Below are 16,798 nucleotides of genomic sequence, written 5' to 3'. Positions count from 1 at the left end.
GGAATGATGTCCGTGGCGAAGAGGTCGAGCGGCTTGGTGCCCGGCATGCCGGGCACCAAGCCGATCACGGCGTCCACGCCGAGGCCCGCGAGGCGCCGGAGTGGGCCGTCGTCGTCCGGGCCAACGTCCCGGATCTGGAAGAAGTGATCCATTACGGCGAGGTCGAACCCCGCGGTGTCCGCGGCCAGGGAGACCTCGGCGAGATCGGCGCCGAGCCTGGCCGGGCCGCCCGGCCAGGTGAAGTCCGGGATCTGCAAACCGAGTTTCATGAGCGCCTTCCGCGGTCCGATTTCGTTGTTCGAGCGTTTCCGGCGCTATACCCACAGTGACCGCACCTCACTCCCGCCCGCGGGGTGGTGACCGAATTCACCGGCCGGGTCTCACCGGCCGATCTGCGCTTTCGTCGCGCGGCGTCACCAGGGGGAACGGGACGTGACGAGTTCGGTCTTGGTCGCCCGTCCCTGCCCGGCCCACAATCGTCGTGGAACTTTCCCGGCTTGCCGGCACGTTCAGAAATCGGGTGTGTTGCTCGAGGGAGGCGCAGGTCAAGTGCACAGGCATCAGAACGGGTTGAAGACCGCGCTGCTGCTCGGCCTGCTGAGTGCCCTCATCATCGCGATCAGCTCGCTGTTCGGCCGCACCGCCCTGTTCGTCGGACTGGCGATCGCGCTCGGCATGAACGCCTACGCGTACTTCAACTCCGACAAGCTGGCCCTGCGCGCCATGCACGCTCGTCCGATCTCCGAAGCGGAGCAGCCGGTGATGTACCGGATCGTGCGGGAGCTGGCCACCTCGGCCCGCCAGCCGATGCCGGCGCTCTACCTCAGCCCGACCGTGGCGCCGAACGCCTTCGCCACCGGGCGGAACCCGCGGCACGCGGCCGTCTGCTGCACCACCGGGATCCTCGACCTGCTCACCGAGCGCGAGTTGCGCGCGGTGCTGGGCCACGAACTGTCCCACGTCTACAACCGGGACATCCTGATCTCGTGTGTGGCGGGGGCGCTGGCGAGCGTGATCAGCGTGCTCGCGAACCTCGCGATGTTCGTCGGCTTCGGCGGGAACGACCGCGAGGGCGGCAACCCGTTCGTCTCCCTGCTGCTGATCCTGGTCGGCCCGATCGCCGCCGCGGTGATCCGCCTGGCGGTGAGCCGGTCGCGGGAGTACCAGGCGGACGCCTCCGGCGCCGAACTCACCGGTGACCCGCTGGCGCTGGCCTCGGCGCTGCGCAAGCTGGCCGAGGGCACGCGGCGCGCGCCGCTGGTGCCCGAGCCGCAGCTGGTGGCGCAGTCACATCTGATGATCGCCAACCCGTTCCGGCCGGGCGAGTCCCTGTCGAAGCTGTTCTCCACCCACCCGCCCATGGAGGACCGCATCGCCCGGCTCGAGGAGATGGCGCGCCGGGGCCGCTGACCTCGGCGGCCCCGCCGGTGGCTCAGCCGGTGGCGCCCGCCGCGCGGGCCACGGCGACCACGTAGTCGCCGTAGCCGGACTTGGAGAGCTTCATGCCGAGGGCCAGGCACTGGTCGGGGTCGATGAAGCCCATCCGCAGCGCGACCTCTTCCAGACAGGCGATGCGCACCCCGGTGCGGTGTTCGAGCACCTGCACGAACTGGCCCGCCTCCAGCAGCGAATCGTGCGTACCGGTGTCGAGCCAGGCGAAACCGCGGCCGAGGTCCACCAGTTTGGCCCGGCCCTGCCGCAGGTAGGTGAGGTTGACGTCGGTGATCTCCAGTTCGCCGCGGGCGGAGGGCCGCAGTTCGCGGGCGATGTCGACCACGTTGCTGTCGTAGAAGTACAGGCCGGTGATGGCCTTGTTCGACTTCGGCCGCTCGGGCTTCTCCTCGATGGAGACCAGCCTGCCCCCGGCGTCCGTCTCGCCGACGCCATAGCGCTGGGCGTCCTTGACCGGGTAGCCGAACAGCACGCAGCCGTCCAAAGAGGACACCTCGCGCTGCATCCGCTCGGAGAAACCCTGCCCGTAGAAGATGTTGTCGCCGAGGACGAGCGCGACGTCGCCGTCGCCGATGAAGTCGGCGCCGATCAGGAACGCCTCGGCAAGGCCGTTGGGGCTGGGTTGCTCGGCGTAGTCGAAGGTGAGGCCGTACTGGTCGCCGGAGCCGAGCAGGCGGCGGAAGCTGGGCAGGTCCTCGGGGGTGGAGATGATCAGGATCTCCCGGATCCCGGCCAGCATGAGCACCGAGAGCGGGTAGTAGATCATCGGTTTGTCGTACACCGGCAGCAACTGCTTGGACACGGCCTGGGTAATCGGATGTAGGCGCGTCCCGCTGCCCCCCGCCAGCACGATCCCCTTCATCCCGCGGCTCCTCCTCAGTCGGCCTCACGCCTTCCGGGTCCACCCTAGCGGGAGTATTTACATACATGCAGTATGTATGTAAGTCTGGAGGTCATGACGAGAAGCGAATCACTGGGGCAGGAGCGCCACCTCGACCTGCCGCAAGGGCGGATCCGTTACCACGACCGGGGATCGGGACGGGCGGTGGTCTTCCTCCACGGCATCCTCACCAACGCCGATCTGTGGCGATCCGTGGTGCCGGGGGTGGCCGAGGCCGGGTTCCGGTGCCTCGCGCCGGACTGGCCGCTCGGCGGGCACGAGCAGCCGATGAACGACGACGCCGACCTCACCCCGCCCGGCCACGCGGACCTCATCGCGGACTTCCTGGCGGCGCTGGACCTGCGGGACGTGGTCCTGGTCGCCAACGACACCGGCGGCGCGCTGACCCAGATCCTGCTCACGCGGCATCCGGAGCGGGTCGACCGCGTGGTACTGCTGCCTTCGGACAGCTTCGAGTACTTCTTCCCGCCGATCTTCAAGCCCCTCCCGGTGCTCGCGAAGCTCCCCGGTTCGATGCGGCTGCTCGCCGGGATGACCCGGAACAAGACGCTGCAGCGGTCCCCGCTGCTGTTCGGCTGGGTGGTCAAGCGGCCCGTCCCACCCGAGATCATCGACTCCTACCTCGGGCCGGTGCGCCGGTCCGCCGGGGTGCGCCGGGATCTGCGGAAGCTGCTGCGGGCCGTGCACCCGCGCCACACACTGGCGGCGGCGGAGAAGCTGCGCACCTTCTCGCGCCCGGTCCTGCTGGTGTGGGGGACGGAGGACAAGCTGTTCCCGATCAGGTTCGGGCGCAGGCTCGCCGAACTGCTGCCGAAGGGACGGCTGGTCGAGGTCCCCGACACCTACACGTTCATCGCCGAGGACCAGCCCGCCGTGCTGGTGCGGCACATCGTCGAGTTCGCGGGCGTCGTGGCACATTAGGGGCGTGCGACGCACCCAGCAAGATCGCTCCAACAGCACCAAGACGGCCCTGGTCGCGGCGGCCCGCGAACTGTTCGCGAGCCGCGGTTACCAGGCCGTCCCCGCCGACGAGATCGTGCGCGCGGCCGGCGTGACGCGGGGCGCGCTCTACCACCACTACGCCGACAAGCAGGGCCTGTTCCGCGCGGTGGTGGAGGAGCTGGAACGCGAGGTCACCGCTGAAGTGGAAGCCGCGTTCCAGGACGCGCCGGACGCGGTCTCCGGAATGGGCATGGCGCTGTCCGTGTTCCTCGATGCCTGCCTGCGCGAAGAAATCCGGCAGATCTCGCTGACGGACGCGCCCGCCGTGCTCGGCTGGGGCGTTTGGCGCGAGATCGAGGCGGAGTATGGCCTCGGGTTGCTCATCCGGGTGTTGGCGCGGGCGGTCGAGGAGGGGCGGGTCGTGCCGCAGCCGGTGCCCGCACTGGCCCAGCTCGCGCTGAGCGCGGTGATGGAGGGGGCGCGGATGATCGCCGAGGCAGACGATCCGGCCGCCGCCCGCGCCGATGTCCAGCAGGTCCTCGGCCACTGGTTCGCCTCACTGGTGGCGCGGGAATAGCCTGCGGCGGGATCACGTTGCGGCTGGGCGTGCGCGTTGACGTCTGGTCCGATGTGGTCTGTCCGTGGTGCTATCTCGGCAAGCGTCGTCTCGAACGCGCCCTCGCCGGTTTCGAGCGCCGTGACGAGGTCGAGGTGGTCTACCGCTCGTTCGAGCTCGACCCCCGGATGCCGCGCGGCGAGACCGTGCCGAAACTCCCGTTGCTGGCCGCGAAGTACGGGCGGGACGAGGCGGAAATGCGGGAGATGGAGCACCGGCTCGAACAACTCGCCGCCGCGGAAGGGCTGGAGTACCGCCTCGACGGCGGCGTCATCGGCAACACCTTCGACGCGCACCGGCTGTTGCACCTGGCGAAGGAACGCGGCGTGCAGGCCGAGGTGACGGAGCGGTTCTTCCGTGCGTACTTCACCGAACAGCGGTCGGTGTTCGACGAGGATTCACTGGTCGCCCTGGCCGCCGAAGCGGGTCTGGACGCGGAGGAAGCGCGAACGGTCCTGAAGGAGGGCACCTACGCCGACGACGTTCGGGCGGACGTCGAAGAGGCGCGAGCACTCGGCGCGAACGGTGTGCCGTTCTTCGTCTTCGACAACCGGTACGGGGTGTCCGGTGCCCAGTCGGTAGAGACCTTCGAGGCCGCCCTCGCGAAGGCGTGTGAAGACTGATCCCTCGGGCGTGGTGGAAGCGTTGACAAGGCACGCCATGGGGATCTGATCGGCACTGGCGCGCCTCGGTGGTCGAGTTCGAGGCTGCCGCGTTTGGGCTATGCGTCCAGTGCCGGTGCGATGAGCGCGAAGGTTTGGTCCGTCAGAGCGCCTGGGTCTTCGGCGCCGTTGCTGGTGCTCCACCGCTGCAGCACGGTACGGAACGCGGTGAGCGCAAGTCCGGCGGCAAGTTGCGGGTAGAGGTCCGTGGTTGGGTCTTGACGCAGTCGCCGTGCGATCTCCAGGGCAAGGTCGTCTTGCCATTGGGCCTGTCGTTCGAGAAACCGGGCCCTCAGCGCGGGGGTTTCCATGATCAGTCGCACCACGCGCAGGGCTGGCTCGGTCTGGCCGGCGCACGCGTCGATGGCGGACCAGATGGTGTGGTGCAGGACTGACGACAGTGGCTCACCTACTGGGCGAGCCGCGAGTTCGGCGCGCATCCGGCCTCCCATTTCCGCCAGGAACTGGATGACCACGTCCTCCTTGGAAGCGAAGTAGCGGAAGAATGTTCGTTTGGACATGCCGGCGGCGGCTGCGATCTCGTCCACGGTGACCGCCTCGAACCCCCTGGCGGCCAACAAGGTCAACGCGGCCTGGCTCAACTCGTCGGCCACGAGCTGGCGCTTCCGGTCGGCGAGGCTCAGATGAGGCGAAGTGGACACCCTCACACCGTACACTCCGAGGCGATGATGGCGTTCGATGACTCAATTGACACTTGGTGTCATGATGATCATGATGTGTCATATGAGTGCGAAGAGAGGCTGGACCGCCGATCAGATGCCCGACCAGACCGGCCGGGTCGCCGTCGTCACTGGCGCCAACAGCGGGGTGGGGTTGGCGACCGCCCGTGCGTTCGTCGCGAAGGGCGCACATGTGATCCTCGCGGTGCGAGACGAGATCAAGGGGCGGCAGGCGATGGTGCAGTTGGAGGCTGAGCATCCCGGCGCGGGCGTGGAGGTTCGTCTTGTCGACCTGGCAGACCTGGAGTCGGTTCGTTCCTTCTCGCATCGACTTCACGGTGATCACGCCAGCTTGGACGTGCTGGTCAACAACGCCGGCATCATGGCCCCGCCCCGGCGGCTCAGCCCGCAGGGGCAGGAAATGCAGTTCGCCGCCAACCACCTCGGCCACTTCGCGCTCACTGGCTTGCTGCTCGACCTCCTGGAAGCCGGTAGCGACCCGAGGGTGGTGACGGTCAGTTCGCCCAACCATCGGAAGGCGACGATCTTCTTCGACGATCTCACCGGCGCCCGGAAGTACTCGCCGATGGCCTACTACAACCAGTCCAAGTTGGCCAACGCCGTCTTCGGGTGGCAGCTCCACTCGCGGTTGACGGCTGCCGGAAGTCCGGTGCGGAGCCTGCTCGCCCATCCCGGATACACCGCCACCAACCTTCAAACCAGCGCTCCGGTGGGGATGGTGCGGTTCCTGTTCGGACGCGTCCTCAAGCCGCTGGCACAGACGCCTGAGCGGGGCGCCCTGCCGTCGCTCTTCGCGGCCACCGCGGCCCAAGTCGCGGGAGGGCAGTTCATCGGCCCCGGTGGCAGGGGCGAGTTGAATGGCTTCCCCACCCAGGTCGAACTGGCTCCGGGAGCGGCTGACGAGGAGATCGGGCGCCGCTTGTGGGATCTGTCCGAAGGCCTGACCGACGTTCGATACGCGTTCAAGTCGTGACAGCTGACACCTACGTCGGGCACTGGCCGGACGCCGTGTGGTACCGGAGATATACCCGGGGCCGCCTGAACCAGGAAAGCTGAGGTCAGGCGGCCTGCGTCACCGGTAGTTGGTGAACTGGAGCGCGATGTCCAGGTCCTTGCCCTTGAGCAGGGCGATGACGTCCTGCAGGTGGTCCTTCTTCTTGCCGGACACACGCAACTGGTCGCCCTGGATCTGGGCCTGGACCCCCTTCGGACCCTCGTCGCGGATGATCTTGGCGATCTGCTTGGCCTTGTCCGAGGCGATCCCCTGGATGATCTTGCCGTTGACCTTGTAGATCTTGCCGGACACGGCGGGCTCATCGGCCTCGAACGCCTTCAGCGAGATGCCCCGCTTGATCAGCTTCTCCTTGAACACCTCGACCGCCGCGAGCGCACGCTCCTCGGTCTCGGCCTCGATGGTGATCGCCTCTTCGCCGGCCCAGGACACCTTCGCGTTGACGCCGCGGAAGTCGAACCGGGTGGACAGCTCCTTCGCGGCCTGGTTCAGCGCGTTGTCCACCTCCTGGCGGTCGACCTTGCTCACTACGTCGAAAGACGGATCGGCCACGGATCCCCACCTCGTACTCTCGCTTGTCGGGTCGGCCACACACCCTAGCCGCCGATGGCCAACCCGGTTGCCGGGGCCGTCGGGGCATTGGGTACTCTTGTCCTCGGCCGGTCCACCCGGCCATGGCGGGTTGCCCGAGCGGCCAAAGGGATCTGACTGTAAATCAGACGGCACTGCCTTCGGGGGTTCGAATCCCTCACCCGCCACACCAGCTTTACCGAGCTGGTGACCAGCGGAAACTGGAGCGTGAGCGCCCTTCATCAGGGTTGCAGACATTCACCTCCTCCGCTGGAAACCAGCTCGGTGGGCCTGGAGTTGTCCGAAAGTTGCCCGGCTGGTCTCGATCCGGGCTTGCGGGGAATCAGCGCGGCGAGTGAGCCTGCGGCTTCAGCGAGTAGCTCGTTCAGCACCGACGTGTAGATGTCCGAGGTGGTGCTCCGCGTGCTGTGGCCGAACATCCGTTGCACCACTTTGATGTCCGTGCCGATGGCCAGCAGCATCGTCGCCGCGGTGTGTCGGCAGTCGTGCAGGCGGATCGGCGGCAGGCTTGCGGCCGCGATGTGCTGCGCGAAGCGCTCGCCGATCCAGGACGGCCGCAGCGGTGAGCCGTCTGGCCGGGGGAACACCTTCCCGGAATCGATCCAGGCCCTGCCGAGCTCCGCCTTGCGGCGCTGCTGCCGTTCGTAGTGTCGAAGCAGTAGCGCGGTGTCCTCGCGGTCGAGTTTCACGGGCCGCTTCGAATCCGCCTTGGGCGCCTTCTCCTCGTAGCCGTTGGCCTCGGTCCGCTGAACGATGATGTTGATCTGAGAATGCGCGAGCTGGGTCTCGGCCCAGGGTAGGCCGGCGACTTCACCACGGCGGGGCCCGTACTTGAGGAACAGGTGCCACATCGCCTCGTAGTCCACGTCGTGCTCGGCGACATAGTCGAAGAAGGTTCCGACGTGCTTGGGCTGCCACACCATCACCTTCCCCGGCCTCAGCCCGAGCGTGTGCCAGTGGTCGACTCGTTCGTCGGTCCACACCATCGGTCGTTCCAAGGTCACGGCCATGTCGAAGTGGGCGGCGGGATTGAAGGTCAGTCGCTGCTGGGCGATCGCGTCGTTCAGCGCCGCTCGAAGGGTGCGCAGGATCGCCTTCTGTGATACAGGACTCACCGGCCGACGGTACGGGGGCATGGCGTCGTGCTCGGCCTTGAGTCGCCGCAACTCCGTCATGACCGGGCCCTGGCTCCTGTTGCGCCAAAGCTCGCGTCGGCGCTCGGCGTTGGCTGCCCGGTCGGCGTTGTTGGCCTCGATGACCTCGTTGTCATCCTCGATCGAGTTGAACATCTCGATCAGGTCGGCGTGATTCAAGCGCGTACGTCGGATATGTCCGATCTTTGGGTTGATGTAGAGCCTGACGTGCGACTCGTACCCGATCTCAGTCTTCGCGGCGTGTTTCCCGCGTTCCTGAGCGAGCCACACCTCCATCCACTCCGCGACGGTGCCCTTGTCGTTGAGCGAAAGGCCTGACCGCAACTGGGTTCTTATGACCTCGGGGTCGGGAATCGGCTCACGTCGTTGCAAGCCGTGCAGCATCTCCGACACCTTGTCCTGGTCTTCCTCGTCGCTTCCGGCCAGGTTGAGGAGTTCCCGGATGCGGTCGCGTGCCCTCAGGGCGTCATCCTTGGTCGCGTAGCCCAACCGTCGGAACCGCCGCCGACGCCCATCCCGGCCGGGGTGCAGCTCCATGATCAGCTGCCAGGACCCGTGCTTGCGGTTGCGCAGCTTCGGACACTTCGATTCGAGGAACCGCCCGTTCGTGTCCTTGCAGCGGCATCGTCGGCGAACACCTCCTTCCGCGGTCATCGCCTGTTTTCCAGTCTCTTCAAGTTGCCTCCTCTGCGTTCGGTGGCTTTCCTCGGCGAGAGTCGGACATCACTCCGCGACTCGTGAGTTCCATTTCGAGGCGCCGCGCCAGTTCGCGCGTGATGTGGCCGCGGTGTGCCGTTCGTTCTCCGGTCGTCATGTCGCCGAGGCCAGCGGTCTGGACGTCTCGCTCCTCGGTCATCGTCCGGTCCCAGATCGCGTAAGCGGCTTCTGTGACCGTCTTCAACGGAAGCCCAAGCTTGCGTGCCAATTCCTCATCGGCTTCCGTGGGGTCTGGATGCAGCGCCGCTTCCGTGGCGGTGATGAGATCCTCGGCTCGGAGGAGTTCCTTCATCCTGGCTTCCGGGTCCAGGTCCTGCAGATCCTCGCGGACATGGTTTCCGCGGAGAACTTCCCGTATGAGGTTGCGCCCCAGTTCGGCATTGGTTAGCTGGACCACTCCATCGCCGACGAAGAACTCGGCTACTTGGACGTTGAACACCATGGCCAGCGCGAGCAGCTCCGTCACGGTCACCTCTTGGCGTCTGCCGCCTTCGATCGCGTCGAGCTTGCTGCGACTCCAGCGCAGGTCGTACCGACGCAGTAGGTGAACAGCTCCATGCTGAGTGAGTCGACGTTGCTCCCGCAAACGTCGCAGATTGCCGCCGATTACGGCGGCCACTGTCTGCGGTGATGCCACCATCGCAGTCTGCCATATCGTCTGCTCTGTTGACAAGCAGATCACCCTTGGTCAAAATCGCTTCATCGGCTTGTCGGTGAAGCAGATGAAAGAGGGGGGACCATGACGAAGGGAAGCGACCCGAGTAGGGTCGAGTGCGGTACGCGCACGCTGAGGCCAGACATGAAGGTTGAGATGTCGCGACGGCTCGGTGCGAAAGTCGGGGACCTCTTCGCCTCCGAGCCATTCGTTGACGGGGTCGCATCATGACACCGGTGCAGGCGGACGGCAGGGAACGGCCAACCCTGGCCGAGATCAGAGCGTGGCCGGCAACCGTCTCCGTTCCCAAGGCTGGCACGGCCTGGGGTATGTCGCGCAACCAGTCCTATAACATGGCGAAACGCGGCGAATTCCCGGCCACTGTGAACCGCATCGGAAACCGCTACACCGTCGTCACCGCGTCGATCATCCGTGCACTGTCGGGCGACGTTGATACTGCGGGGCAGCGCGATTCAGTTCTCTCTTGATTGTGTCGGCGACGGTCGGGACTGCCCTTCCGTGGATCACGAGCCATCGTCCTGAACCAGCGCCAGGTGACCGGGTTCCGGCTCCCCTGTGGCGTCGTCGCCGCCGGTGTCGGCCTCGGGCCGCGCCACCACATACGTGCCTTTGCTGCGCAACTTCATCACCAACCCCCGTTCCCGGAGGATGTTGGTCGCCCGGCGCGCTGTGCCGAGGGAGACGCCATACTGGCGGGCCAGCGGCCCTTCCGCGGGCAACATGGTGTTCACGGCGAGGTCGCCGGAGGCAATTCGCTCCGTCATGTGGTCGGCCATCTGGTCGTACAGGTAGGTCATGACACAGGGTTGCAGGTGGTAGCGCACGACCTGTTCTTCTCCGGCCTGTTGCAGGAGCGGGTTTTGGCCGTTTCGTGGTTCGGTCATGGGTGTGCCTTTCTCGTAAATGGTTGGAATGAGGAATGTCGGTTCAGTTATCTGGATGTCGGACGTCGTCGCCCGGCCGCGCATGTCGTCCAACCTGCGGCGCCAGCCTGGTCTGCCGGTTGATGCGAATAGCGCCTCGGTCGGGGTCGGCCTGCGGCCAGCGGACCAACCGTTCTGACTGCTTGCGTTCCTGTTTCACCCGTGCGGCGATGGCAGCAACGGATCGCTTGTTCTGCGTCTGCGCCACCCGTCGTCGCCGCCCCCACGCGGCGAGACCAATGAGGTATGCGGCGGGAAGACCAACAGTCCAGATCCCGAACCACGCGAGCGCGCTCACGGCCGGTCCTCAAGGCGAGGGAACTCGTCTGGCGCGTCTCGCGGCAAAGACAGGCCGTTGGCCAGTGGCGACCGGAGCGTGTCCAGACTCAGCTCGTCGTCGATGAGTGCAGGCACGATCTGAAGCCTTCCGCTGGGGTGTCCGCCCAACGGCGCCATCGGGGTTGCGGCACCGCTGGGCGGACGTTCGGTGAGGTAGGCGATTGGTCCGCTACCGATCACGACTGAACCACTGCAACCTGCAAAAATGCAAGACTTCAGATTGAAGACTCGGAACGAAGTACCCGAAAAGTGGAATAGCATTTCAAGTCGCGCTGTCGGATACTTTCAATACGGGTGAAAGCTTGACTCGAAATGAGAGGGAGGACAGTGGCGGACAAGGACTCAGGCTCGACGGTGCCGCGGCGGCAACTCGGCCGACACCTTCGAGAGGCCCGCGGCCGTGCCCGGCTGACGGTCAAGGCCGCGGCTGAGGCGCTGGAGTGGTCTGAGGCGAAGATCTGGCGTATCGAGACCGGCCAGACCAGTCTGCGTAGTCTCGACGCAGAGGCCATGTGCCGGATCTACGGTGTCGATGCGGAAACGACCGAGGCCCTCAAGGGACTCGCCAAGGAGACCAAGACGCGCGGCTGGTGGCACGCCTATGGCGACGTCATCCCTAACGGCTTCGACGTGTATATCGGGCTGGAGGGCGCGGCCGCGAGTCTTCACTGGTACGAATCCGAGCTGGTACCCGGCCTGCTCCAAACACCCGACTACGCTCGCGCGGTCATCTCCTACGACAACCCAGAGGACGATCCCGATGAGGTCGAACTTCGGGTGCGCCTGCGCATGGAGCGGCAGGTGCTCCTTACTCGTCCGGTCGCTGCGCCTCGGCTCTACGTCGTGCTCAACGAGGCGATCCTGCGCCGCCCGGTCGGTGGCCGACCGGTCATGGCAGGCCAGTTGGAGCGCCTGGCCCAGGTGAGCGAACTGCCGAACGTCAGGCTTCGTGTGGCGGGCTTCGCGGCCGGCCTGCACCACGGCGTCATGTCCGGGCCGTTCGTGCTCCTCCGGTTCCCGACGAACGGTGACGGCAAGGAGACTGAGCCGCCCACCGTCTATATGGACGGCTTCACGGGAGCGCTCTACCTCGACAAGGCGAACGAGGTTGCACGCTACGACGACGCCTTCCACCGGATTTGGGATGCTGCCCTCGATGAGGCAGCCAGCAAAGACCTCTTCATCGAAGCAGCAAGGGAGTTCGGGTCATGATGAGTGCCGATCTGACCGGAGTGCAGTGGCGCAAGAGCAGCCGCAGCAACGGGCAGGCGAACTGTGTCGAGGTGGCCTTCTTGAAGGACGGCCGTGTGGCCCTGCGCGACAGCAAGCAGCAGGGCGAAGGGCCAGTGCTCGTCTTCACGGCGGGAGAGTGGGACGCCTTCGCGGGTGGCGTCATGGACGGAGAGTTCGCGCGGCCGTAGCGCTGCCGCGCTTGCCGAGATCAGCAGCGCATTTCACGACGATGCGCTCGTGGAAAGCCGTGACTTCTTGCCTATGCTCAGCCGAACCTGCCGGGTACCTCGGGCCGGGCCGCAGCCGATCTCGACGGTGGGGCAAGCACGCGCACCACGTCGCCGGGTGGGTACTGGTTAGCCGAGTTCCGCCCCTCGGTGATCACAGCCGGCACGCCGGGACGGTCGGGCGCGGGGAAGACGAAGCACTTCACCGAAGCGGGCCGGGGAGCGTGGGACCACCCCCGCGGGCGCGGGGAAGACGAGCGCCGCGAGATCCACAAGATGGTCGTGGAGGGACCACCCCCGCGGGCGCGGGGAAGACAGCGGGATGCCCAACTCGTGGGCTTTCTCGATGGGACCACCCCCGCGGGCGCGGGGAAGACTCACGAATTTTCCCGCCACCGGCGCGGAATTCCGGACCACCCCCGCGGGCGCGGGGAAGACTCACGAATTTTCCCGCCACCGGCGCGGAATTCCGGACCACCCCCGCGGGCGCGGGGAAGACCATCGTGCCGCGCTTGAAGCGCCGGTCGTAGTCGGGACCACCCCCGCGGGCGCGGGGAAGACGCTTATGCGGTACAACGCGAAAAAGTACGAAAGGGGACCACCCCCGCGGGCGCGGGGAAGACGAAGTGGTCCGCACCCGCTCCGGCGGCATCGCGGGACCACCCCCGCGGGCGCGGGGAAGACACGGCGCCCCCGACCACAAACACAGTCGGGTCCGGACCACCCCCGCGGGCGCGGGGAAGACACCACCGTATTCGTCCCAGGGGCTATCGCAGCAGGACCACCCCCGCGGGCGCGGGGAAGACGAAAGCGGGCCTGCCGAGGGCGACGAGGGCGACGGACCACCCCCGCGGGCGCGGGGAAGACATCGAACCGGTCGAGTCCGAGTCACCGGAGTGGGGACCACCCCCGCGGGCGCGGGGAAGACCTGGTAGGCCACAGCCGCCTTGCCGGCGTCGTACGGACCACCCCCGCGGGCGCGGGGAAGACTCCGGGCCGCACGAGACGGGCCAACGTCCGGAGCGGACCACCCCCGCGGGCGCGGGGAAGACACCAGGACGCCGGAGGAGCTGGCGTATATGGCCGGACCACCCCCGCGGGCGCGGGGAAGACTCCTCGACGCTGCCGTATCCGCTGTCGCCCCAGGGACCACCCCCGCGGGCGCGGGGAAGACAATCGAACTCCCGTCAGCGTGCATCCGATCAGCGGACCACCCCCGCGGGCGCGGGGAAGACACTTGTTGACCAGCGACTTTGCGGCGGGTGCGGGCGTTTTAGATTCACTTTGGTGCGAGGTTAGCGGTTGCCGTGGCTGGTCGCTTCGGGTGCCTTGCTGGTGTTGTCGCGGCGGAGCATGAGGTTGATGCCTTCGAAATCGGTGGGGACCCCAGTCGTGGTCGTGGACTTGGAAGCCGGCTTCGTCACGCAGGTGGTTCCTCGTCATCGTTCTGCCCTGTGCGGAGCTGGTCAAGGGTCGTGGTGATGAGGGTTCGCGCTGCTGAGCCGGTGACTGCTTGTTGGGCAAGCCGCTGGAAGGCCTTGGCGTAGAGCGCGACTTCTCGGGACTGGCTGATGCTCAGCTCGGCCGAGACCGTCTCGACGTGGACGAGGCGGTTGTCGAAGATGATGAACTGATTAGTTGGCGCCTCGTATACGGCCCGGCTCGGAATGATGCCGAGCGTGACCTGCGGCAGGGACATGACGGCGAGGAGCCGGTCGAGTTGACCGATCATGGTGTCCACTCCGCCGACCATGGTGTTCAGTGCCTGTTGGGCGAGGACGAAGTGGAAACGGTGGTCACCTCGGTACAGGACGGCCTGGCGTTCCATGCGCTCGGCGACGCCAGCGTCGAGATCGTCCGGAATGTCGTAGAAGTCGATCACTCGGCGCATGACTTCGCGTGCGTATTCCGCTGTGTGCAGCAGTCCTGGCACGAGAACGGGTTCGTACCATCGCATCAGCGTGGTGGTGGACTCCAGCCGTCGCGATGCGCTCTGGCGGCGTCGGGTGCCGGTGCTGAGCATGCGCCGCCACTCCACGTACATCGATTCGATGGTGCGTACAGCGGCAATCAGGTCAGGAATCTCGCGCTCAGCGCAGGTGTGTCGACACCAAACCCGGATATCGTCCTCGGAGGGTGTCTGCTTGCCGTACTCGATCTTCGAGACTTTCGAGCTGTGCCATCCGGCGAGAAGCGCCAGGCCCCGGCCAGTCAGCCCCGCTTCCTTGCGGAGGTCGCGCAACTGCTGGCCGAGGGCCTGGCGTGCCTGGTGGAGGGAGTGCGTCACGTGATCACCGTCAGGCCGTGACGTACTCGGTCTCCAGGTAGCGATGGTGCGGGATCGCGGCCTGCCAGACTCGATCGCGCACCGCGATGCAGTAGTTGACGATGACGGGATCCGTCGTAGCGGCGCCGCCGACGAACCGGCCATCGGGTTCGAACACCGTGAACACCACGAGCTCGTCGTCGAAGAGCCAGTAGTCATCGGCGGACAACTCGTCGGGGTTGATCAGATGGCGAGGAAGCCAGCGCACGCTCTCGCCGGCGGCGATGTTGTGTTCGGCCACGGTGAGTCCCCATCGGGTGTAGTCGCCGTGTGGCACCGTCACCACGCGTGCTCGCCGGACGTTCCGCCCGGCCTTGGTGGCACCGCGGACAAGGTCGAGCCAGGGCTGGAACCAGGCGAAGTCGTCGTGCTGGCCTGTCAGGAACAGACGGAACGGCCCCGACTCGTCCGGTGTGCGGTAAGTGTCCTTGACTTCAAGGTGGAACGCATCGCGCTCGAAATCGCGAAAGAGCGCGTCGAACGCGTCACCCTGTAGCAGTTCCACTGACCCAAACCTCCTTCTTGGTCGGGACCTCGACACACGTCTCGTGTCCCGGGATGTCCATCTGTGCCAACGCGTCGGCATCGGTCATGGGCTCGCCAGCGAGGACGAAACTGCCACGGCCAGTGTCGTCGAGGTGCACACCCAGGCACTTGCCCTTCTCGACGTGTCCGAGAAGACGGTGCGGAATCTCTACCCGCGCCGGGTATCCACTGACCTTCCACCCCTGCACCACGTAGGTGCCGCGGTCGGTCGCGTACAGGGTCGGCGAACCCCCGCCCTGGGTCTCTTTGCCGAGGAACGTTAGCTGCATGACTACCCCTTCCACCAGGAACGTGCGTCAGTTTGCTTGGCCTCGTCGAGAGTGGCCTCACCTGCGGCAATCCGTCAACAACCTATCGCACAAGGAGCGCAACTTCGAGCAAACTGAAGCAAACTTCTGGCTTCGCCTCGAGTAGCTGCCATAGCGTCTCGCAGGAGCGACGAGAGATTGGATGAACAGCCACGTGAACACAGCCGCGGAAGATGGCAGGGGCGTCCCGCCGGGCCCCCCGGAGTCGATGGATGTGGAGGCTCTGCGTGCGGCGATGATCGAAGAGTTGTGGCGGTTGAACGCGGTCCGTTCGGATCGCGTGGCGGCGGTCTTCGCCCGGGTCGACCGGCATGTCTTTGCGCCCGGTGTGCCGTTGCCTGAGGTGTACGCGGCCACGACGGCTGTCAGGACGAAGTGGGACGAGCGCGGTGCTCCCATCAGCTCGATCTCCGCTCCGCAGGTTCAGGCCTTCATGCTCGAGCAGGCGAACGTTGCACCGGGCATGCGGGTGCTTGAGATCGGTTCGGGCGGGGTCAACGCGGCAATGCTGGCCGAGCTGGTCGGCGAGTCCGGCGCCGTCACGACGATGGACATCGACCCGGAGATCACCGACCGCGCTCGGAAGCTCCTGGATGCGGCCGGGTATTCCCGGGTGCGTGTCGAGTGCGGCGACGCCGAGCGCGGCCTGCCCGAGGCCGGGCTGTTCGACGTGATCATCGTGACCGTTGGCTGCTGGGATATCCCGCCCGCCTGGACTCGGCAACTGGTTGACGGCGGACGGTTGGTTGTTCCGTTGCGGATGCGCGGGATCACCAGGTCGCTGGCACTGGAGCGCGTCGGTGACCATTTGGTCAGCCGCTCGGCCGAGGTCTGTGGGTTCGTGAAGATCCAAGGCGAGGGGGCGCATCGAGAGCGGATGCTGCTGCTGTACGGCGATCAGATCGCACTGCGCTTCGACGACGACACCCATCCCTCCGACCCCCTCGAGCTCGACGGGGTGCTGGCCCGCGAGCGCGTTGATGCGTGGTCCGGCGTGACCGTCGGTGGCATGGAGTCGTTTGACTCGCTTCCGTTGTGGCTGGCCACCGTGCTGCCCGGATCCTGCCTGCTGGCCGTCGACAGCGACTACCAGCCTGCTGCCGCAGGCGGCCCGGTGATGGCGGATGAGGGCGGTCGGTGGTTCCCGAGCGCCTATGTCGTCGGCGATTCCTTTGCCTACCTGGCGAGTCGTCGAGTCAGACCGGGTGTCTTCGAGATGGGTGCACACGCCTTCGGCCCGCACGCCCGCCCCACTGCCGAGGCACTGGTCGAGCAAATCCGCTTCTGGGATCGCCATTACCGACACGGACCCGACCCTGTGATCAGCATCTGGCCTCACGACACCGCTGATCATCTGCTCCGCGAGATACCGGTTCCCGGAGACTCCGCCACCGCATCGTCGGCGGTGACAGTGATCGACAAGCGCCACACCCGCGTCGCGATTTCCTGGCCAACCGCCACCGCCTGAGTTG

20 protein-coding genes, 1 tRNA gene, 1 pseudogene and 1 CRISPR repeat array are annotated in these 16,798 nt (G+C 66.5%); of the genes and pseudogenes, 10 read left to right on the top strand and 12 right to left on the bottom strand.

From position 1 onward, the window contains the following. Positions 1–269: pseudogene (locus FNH05_RS39035) on the bottom strand (hypothetical protein); the annotation flags it as partial. 280 nt (positions 270–549) lie between these two features. On the opposite strand from FNH05_RS39035, the gene htpX reads away from it, so the two are divergent. Continuing rightward, positions 550–1,410: a zinc metalloprotease HtpX gene (gene htpX, locus FNH05_RS01810; protein WP_144585257.1), complete on the top strand. Its 861-nt coding sequence runs from the start codon at positions 550–552 to the stop codon at positions 1,408–1,410. Between the two features lie 22 nt (positions 1,411–1,432). Here htpX and rfbA read toward each other — a convergent pair whose 3' ends face one another. After that, positions 1,433–2,314: a glucose-1-phosphate thymidylyltransferase RfbA gene (gene rfbA / locus FNH05_RS01805; protein ID WP_144585254.1), complete on the bottom strand. Its 882-nt coding sequence runs from the start codon at positions 2,312–2,314 to the stop codon at positions 1,433–1,435. A 93-nt stretch (positions 2,315–2,407) separates the two neighbouring features. Here rfbA and FNH05_RS01800 point away from each other — a divergent pair, with 93 nt between their 5' ends. The 3 genes from FNH05_RS01800 to FNH05_RS01790 are packed head-to-tail and all read left to right on the top strand — an operon-like array spanning position 2,408 to position 4,534. Further along, positions 2,408–3,274 (top strand): alpha/beta fold hydrolase, encoded by an 867-nt coding sequence (locus tag FNH05_RS01800; RefSeq protein ID WP_144585251.1) that lies wholly within the window; start codon positions 2,408–2,410, stop codon positions 3,272–3,274. A 4-nt stretch (positions 3,275–3,278) separates the two neighbouring features. Then, entirely contained in the window at positions 3,279–3,872 is a 594-nt protein-coding gene (locus FNH05_RS01795; RefSeq protein ID WP_144585248.1) for a TetR/AcrR family transcriptional regulator, read from the top strand. A 29-nt stretch (positions 3,873–3,901) separates the two neighbouring features. Next, the gene (locus tag FNH05_RS01790) at positions 3,902–4,534 is read left to right on the top strand and encodes a DsbA family oxidoreductase (RefSeq protein ID WP_144585245.1); all 633 of its coding nucleotides are present in this window, start codon (positions 3,902–3,904) and stop codon (positions 4,532–4,534) included. 98 nt (positions 4,535–4,632) lie between these two features. Here FNH05_RS01790 and FNH05_RS01785 read toward each other — a convergent pair whose 3' ends face one another. Then, positions 4,633–5,235 (bottom strand): TetR family transcriptional regulator, encoded by a 603-nt coding sequence (locus tag FNH05_RS01785; RefSeq protein ID WP_246127439.1) that lies wholly within the window; start codon positions 5,233–5,235, stop codon positions 4,633–4,635. A gap of 61 nt (positions 5,236–5,296) precedes the next feature. On the opposite strand from FNH05_RS01785, the gene FNH05_RS01780 reads away from it, so the two are divergent. Then, the gene (locus FNH05_RS01780) at positions 5,297–6,247 is read left to right on the top strand and encodes an oxidoreductase (protein ID WP_246127437.1); all 951 of its coding nucleotides are present in this window, start codon (positions 5,297–5,299) and stop codon (positions 6,245–6,247) included. A 99-nt stretch (positions 6,248–6,346) separates the two neighbouring features. Here FNH05_RS01780 and FNH05_RS01775 read toward each other — a convergent pair whose 3' ends face one another. After that, positions 6,347–6,838, bottom strand: a complete 492-nt coding sequence (locus tag FNH05_RS01775) for a YajQ family cyclic di-GMP-binding protein (RefSeq protein ID WP_186382322.1) — start codon at positions 6,836–6,838, stop codon at positions 6,347–6,349. A 124-nt stretch (positions 6,839–6,962) separates the two neighbouring features. Here FNH05_RS01775 and FNH05_RS01770 point away from each other — a divergent pair. Continuing rightward, positions 6,963–7,044: transfer RNA gene (locus FNH05_RS01770), tRNA-Tyr, on the top strand. A gap of 54 nt (positions 7,045–7,098) precedes the next feature. Here FNH05_RS01770 and FNH05_RS01765 read toward each other — a convergent pair. Then, complete coding sequence (locus FNH05_RS01765; RefSeq protein WP_186382321.1) at positions 7,099–8,568, bottom strand: tyrosine-type recombinase/integrase; 1,470 nt, start codon at positions 8,566–8,568, stop codon at positions 7,099–7,101. 136 nt (positions 8,569–8,704) lie between these two features. Beyond that, positions 8,705–9,421, bottom strand: coding sequence for a helix-turn-helix domain-containing protein (locus tag FNH05_RS01760; protein ID WP_144585239.1), 717 nt, complete (start codon positions 9,419–9,421; stop codon positions 8,705–8,707). A 209-nt stretch (positions 9,422–9,630) separates the two neighbouring features. Here FNH05_RS01760 and FNH05_RS01755 point away from each other — a divergent pair, with 209 nt between their 5' ends. After that, positions 9,631–9,891: a DNA-binding protein gene (locus tag FNH05_RS01755; protein ID WP_144585236.1), complete on the top strand. Its 261-nt coding sequence runs from the start codon at positions 9,631–9,633 to the stop codon at positions 9,889–9,891. Between the two features lie 36 nt (positions 9,892–9,927). Here FNH05_RS01755 and FNH05_RS39860 read toward each other — a convergent pair whose 3' ends face one another. Both FNH05_RS39860 and FNH05_RS01745 read right to left on the bottom strand, forming a co-directional pair. Continuing rightward, positions 9,928–10,392, bottom strand: coding sequence for a GntR family transcriptional regulator (locus tag FNH05_RS39860; protein ID WP_342781522.1), 465 nt, complete (start codon positions 10,390–10,392; stop codon positions 9,928–9,930). Next, positions 10,352–10,645 carry a hypothetical protein gene (locus FNH05_RS01745; RefSeq protein WP_144585233.1) on the bottom strand — a complete coding sequence of 98 codons (294 nt, stop codon included), beginning with the start codon at positions 10,643–10,645 and terminating at the stop codon, positions 10,352–10,354. The genes FNH05_RS39860 and FNH05_RS01745 overlap by 41 nt, the downstream gene beginning before the upstream one ends. A 368-nt stretch (positions 10,646–11,013) precedes the next feature. Between FNH05_RS01745 and FNH05_RS01740 the strand changes: the two genes are divergently transcribed. Both FNH05_RS01740 and FNH05_RS01735 read left to right on the top strand, forming a co-directional pair. After that, positions 11,014–11,898, top strand: coding sequence for a helix-turn-helix domain-containing protein (locus FNH05_RS01740; protein ID WP_144585229.1), 885 nt, complete (start codon positions 11,014–11,016; stop codon positions 11,896–11,898). After that, complete coding sequence (locus FNH05_RS01735) at positions 11,895–12,107, top strand: DUF397 domain-containing protein (RefSeq protein WP_222426480.1); 213 nt, start codon at positions 11,895–11,897, stop codon at positions 12,105–12,107. Before FNH05_RS01740 ends, FNH05_RS01735 begins: the two co-directional genes overlap by 4 nt. 266 nt (positions 12,108–12,373) lie before the next feature. Next, a CRISPR array of direct repeats spans positions 12,374–13,381; the repeat unit is 28 nt; unit sequence GGACCACCCCCGCGGGCGCGGGGAAGAC. Between the two features lie 60 nt (positions 13,382–13,441). Here FNH05_RS01735 and FNH05_RS39690 read toward each other — a convergent pair. From FNH05_RS39690 to FNH05_RS01720, 4 genes are read right to left on the bottom strand one after another with little or no spacing between them, the layout of a single operon-like run. Next, on the bottom strand, positions 13,442–13,570 hold the full coding sequence (locus FNH05_RS39690) for a hypothetical protein (protein WP_281287588.1): 129 nt from the start codon (positions 13,568–13,570) through the stop codon (positions 13,442–13,444). Next, entirely contained in the window at positions 13,567–14,433 is an 867-nt protein-coding gene (locus tag FNH05_RS01730; RefSeq protein ID WP_144585226.1) for a helix-turn-helix domain-containing protein, read from the bottom strand. Before FNH05_RS01730 ends, FNH05_RS39690 begins: the two co-directional genes overlap by 4 nt. 10 nt (positions 14,434–14,443) lie before the next feature. Next, on the bottom strand, positions 14,444–14,977 hold the full coding sequence (locus FNH05_RS01725) for a DUF6879 family protein (RefSeq protein ID WP_144585223.1): 534 nt from the start codon (positions 14,975–14,977) through the stop codon (positions 14,444–14,446). Further along, the gene (locus tag FNH05_RS01720; protein WP_144585220.1) at positions 14,958–15,287 is read right to left on the bottom strand and encodes a hypothetical protein; all 330 of its coding nucleotides are present in this window, start codon (positions 15,285–15,287) and stop codon (positions 14,958–14,960) included. The genes FNH05_RS01725 and FNH05_RS01720 overlap by 20 nt, the downstream gene beginning before the upstream one ends. A 181-nt stretch (positions 15,288–15,468) precedes the next feature. On the opposite strand from FNH05_RS01720, the gene fxlM reads away from it, so the two are divergent. Continuing rightward, entirely contained in the window at positions 15,469–16,794 is a 1,326-nt protein-coding gene (fxlM, locus tag FNH05_RS01715; protein WP_246127435.1) for a methyltransferase, FxLD system, read from the top strand. The last annotated feature ends 4 nt before the right edge of the window (positions 16,795–16,798 follow it).

The organism is Amycolatopsis rhizosphaerae, from assembly GCF_007713715.1.
GTDB classification, from domain to species: domain Bacteria; phylum Actinomycetota; class Actinomycetes; order Mycobacteriales; family Pseudonocardiaceae; genus Amycolatopsis_E; species Amycolatopsis_E rhizosphaerae.
The sequence above is the reverse complement of the archived record's forward strand: the minus strand, read 5'-3'. Positions and strand labels throughout refer to the sequence as shown.

Coding starts and splice junctions, on each gene's coding strand:
- FNH05_RS39860 (WP_342781522.1), bottom strand. CDS start 10,392: ATGCGCGGCCGGGCGACGACGTCCGACATCCAGATAACTGAACCGACA.
- FNH05_RS01780 (WP_246127437.1), top strand. CDS start 5,297: ATGATGATCATGATGTGTCATATGAGTGCGAAGAGAGGCTGGACCGCC.
- fxlM (WP_246127435.1), top strand. CDS start 15,469: ATGAACAGCCACGTGAACACAGCCGCGGAAGATGGCAGGGGCGTCCCG.
- rfbA (WP_144585254.1), bottom strand. CDS start 2,314: ATGAAGGGGATCGTGCTGGCGGGGGGCAGCGGGACGCGCCTACATCCG.
- FNH05_RS01800 (WP_144585251.1), top strand. CDS start 2,408: ATGACGAGAAGCGAATCACTGGGGCAGGAGCGCCACCTCGACCTGCCG.
- FNH05_RS01720 (WP_144585220.1), bottom strand. CDS start 15,287: ATGCAGCTAACGTTCCTCGGCAAAGAGACCCAGGGCGGGGGTTCGCCG.
- FNH05_RS01765 (WP_186382321.1), bottom strand. CDS start 8,568: ATGGAGCTGCACCCCGGCCGGGATGGGCGTCGGCGGCGGTTCCGACGG.
- FNH05_RS01735 (WP_222426480.1), top strand. CDS start 11,895: ATGATGAGTGCCGATCTGACCGGAGTGCAGTGGCGCAAGAGCAGCCGC.
- FNH05_RS01755 (WP_144585236.1), top strand. CDS start 9,631: ATGACACCGGTGCAGGCGGACGGCAGGGAACGGCCAACCCTGGCCGAG.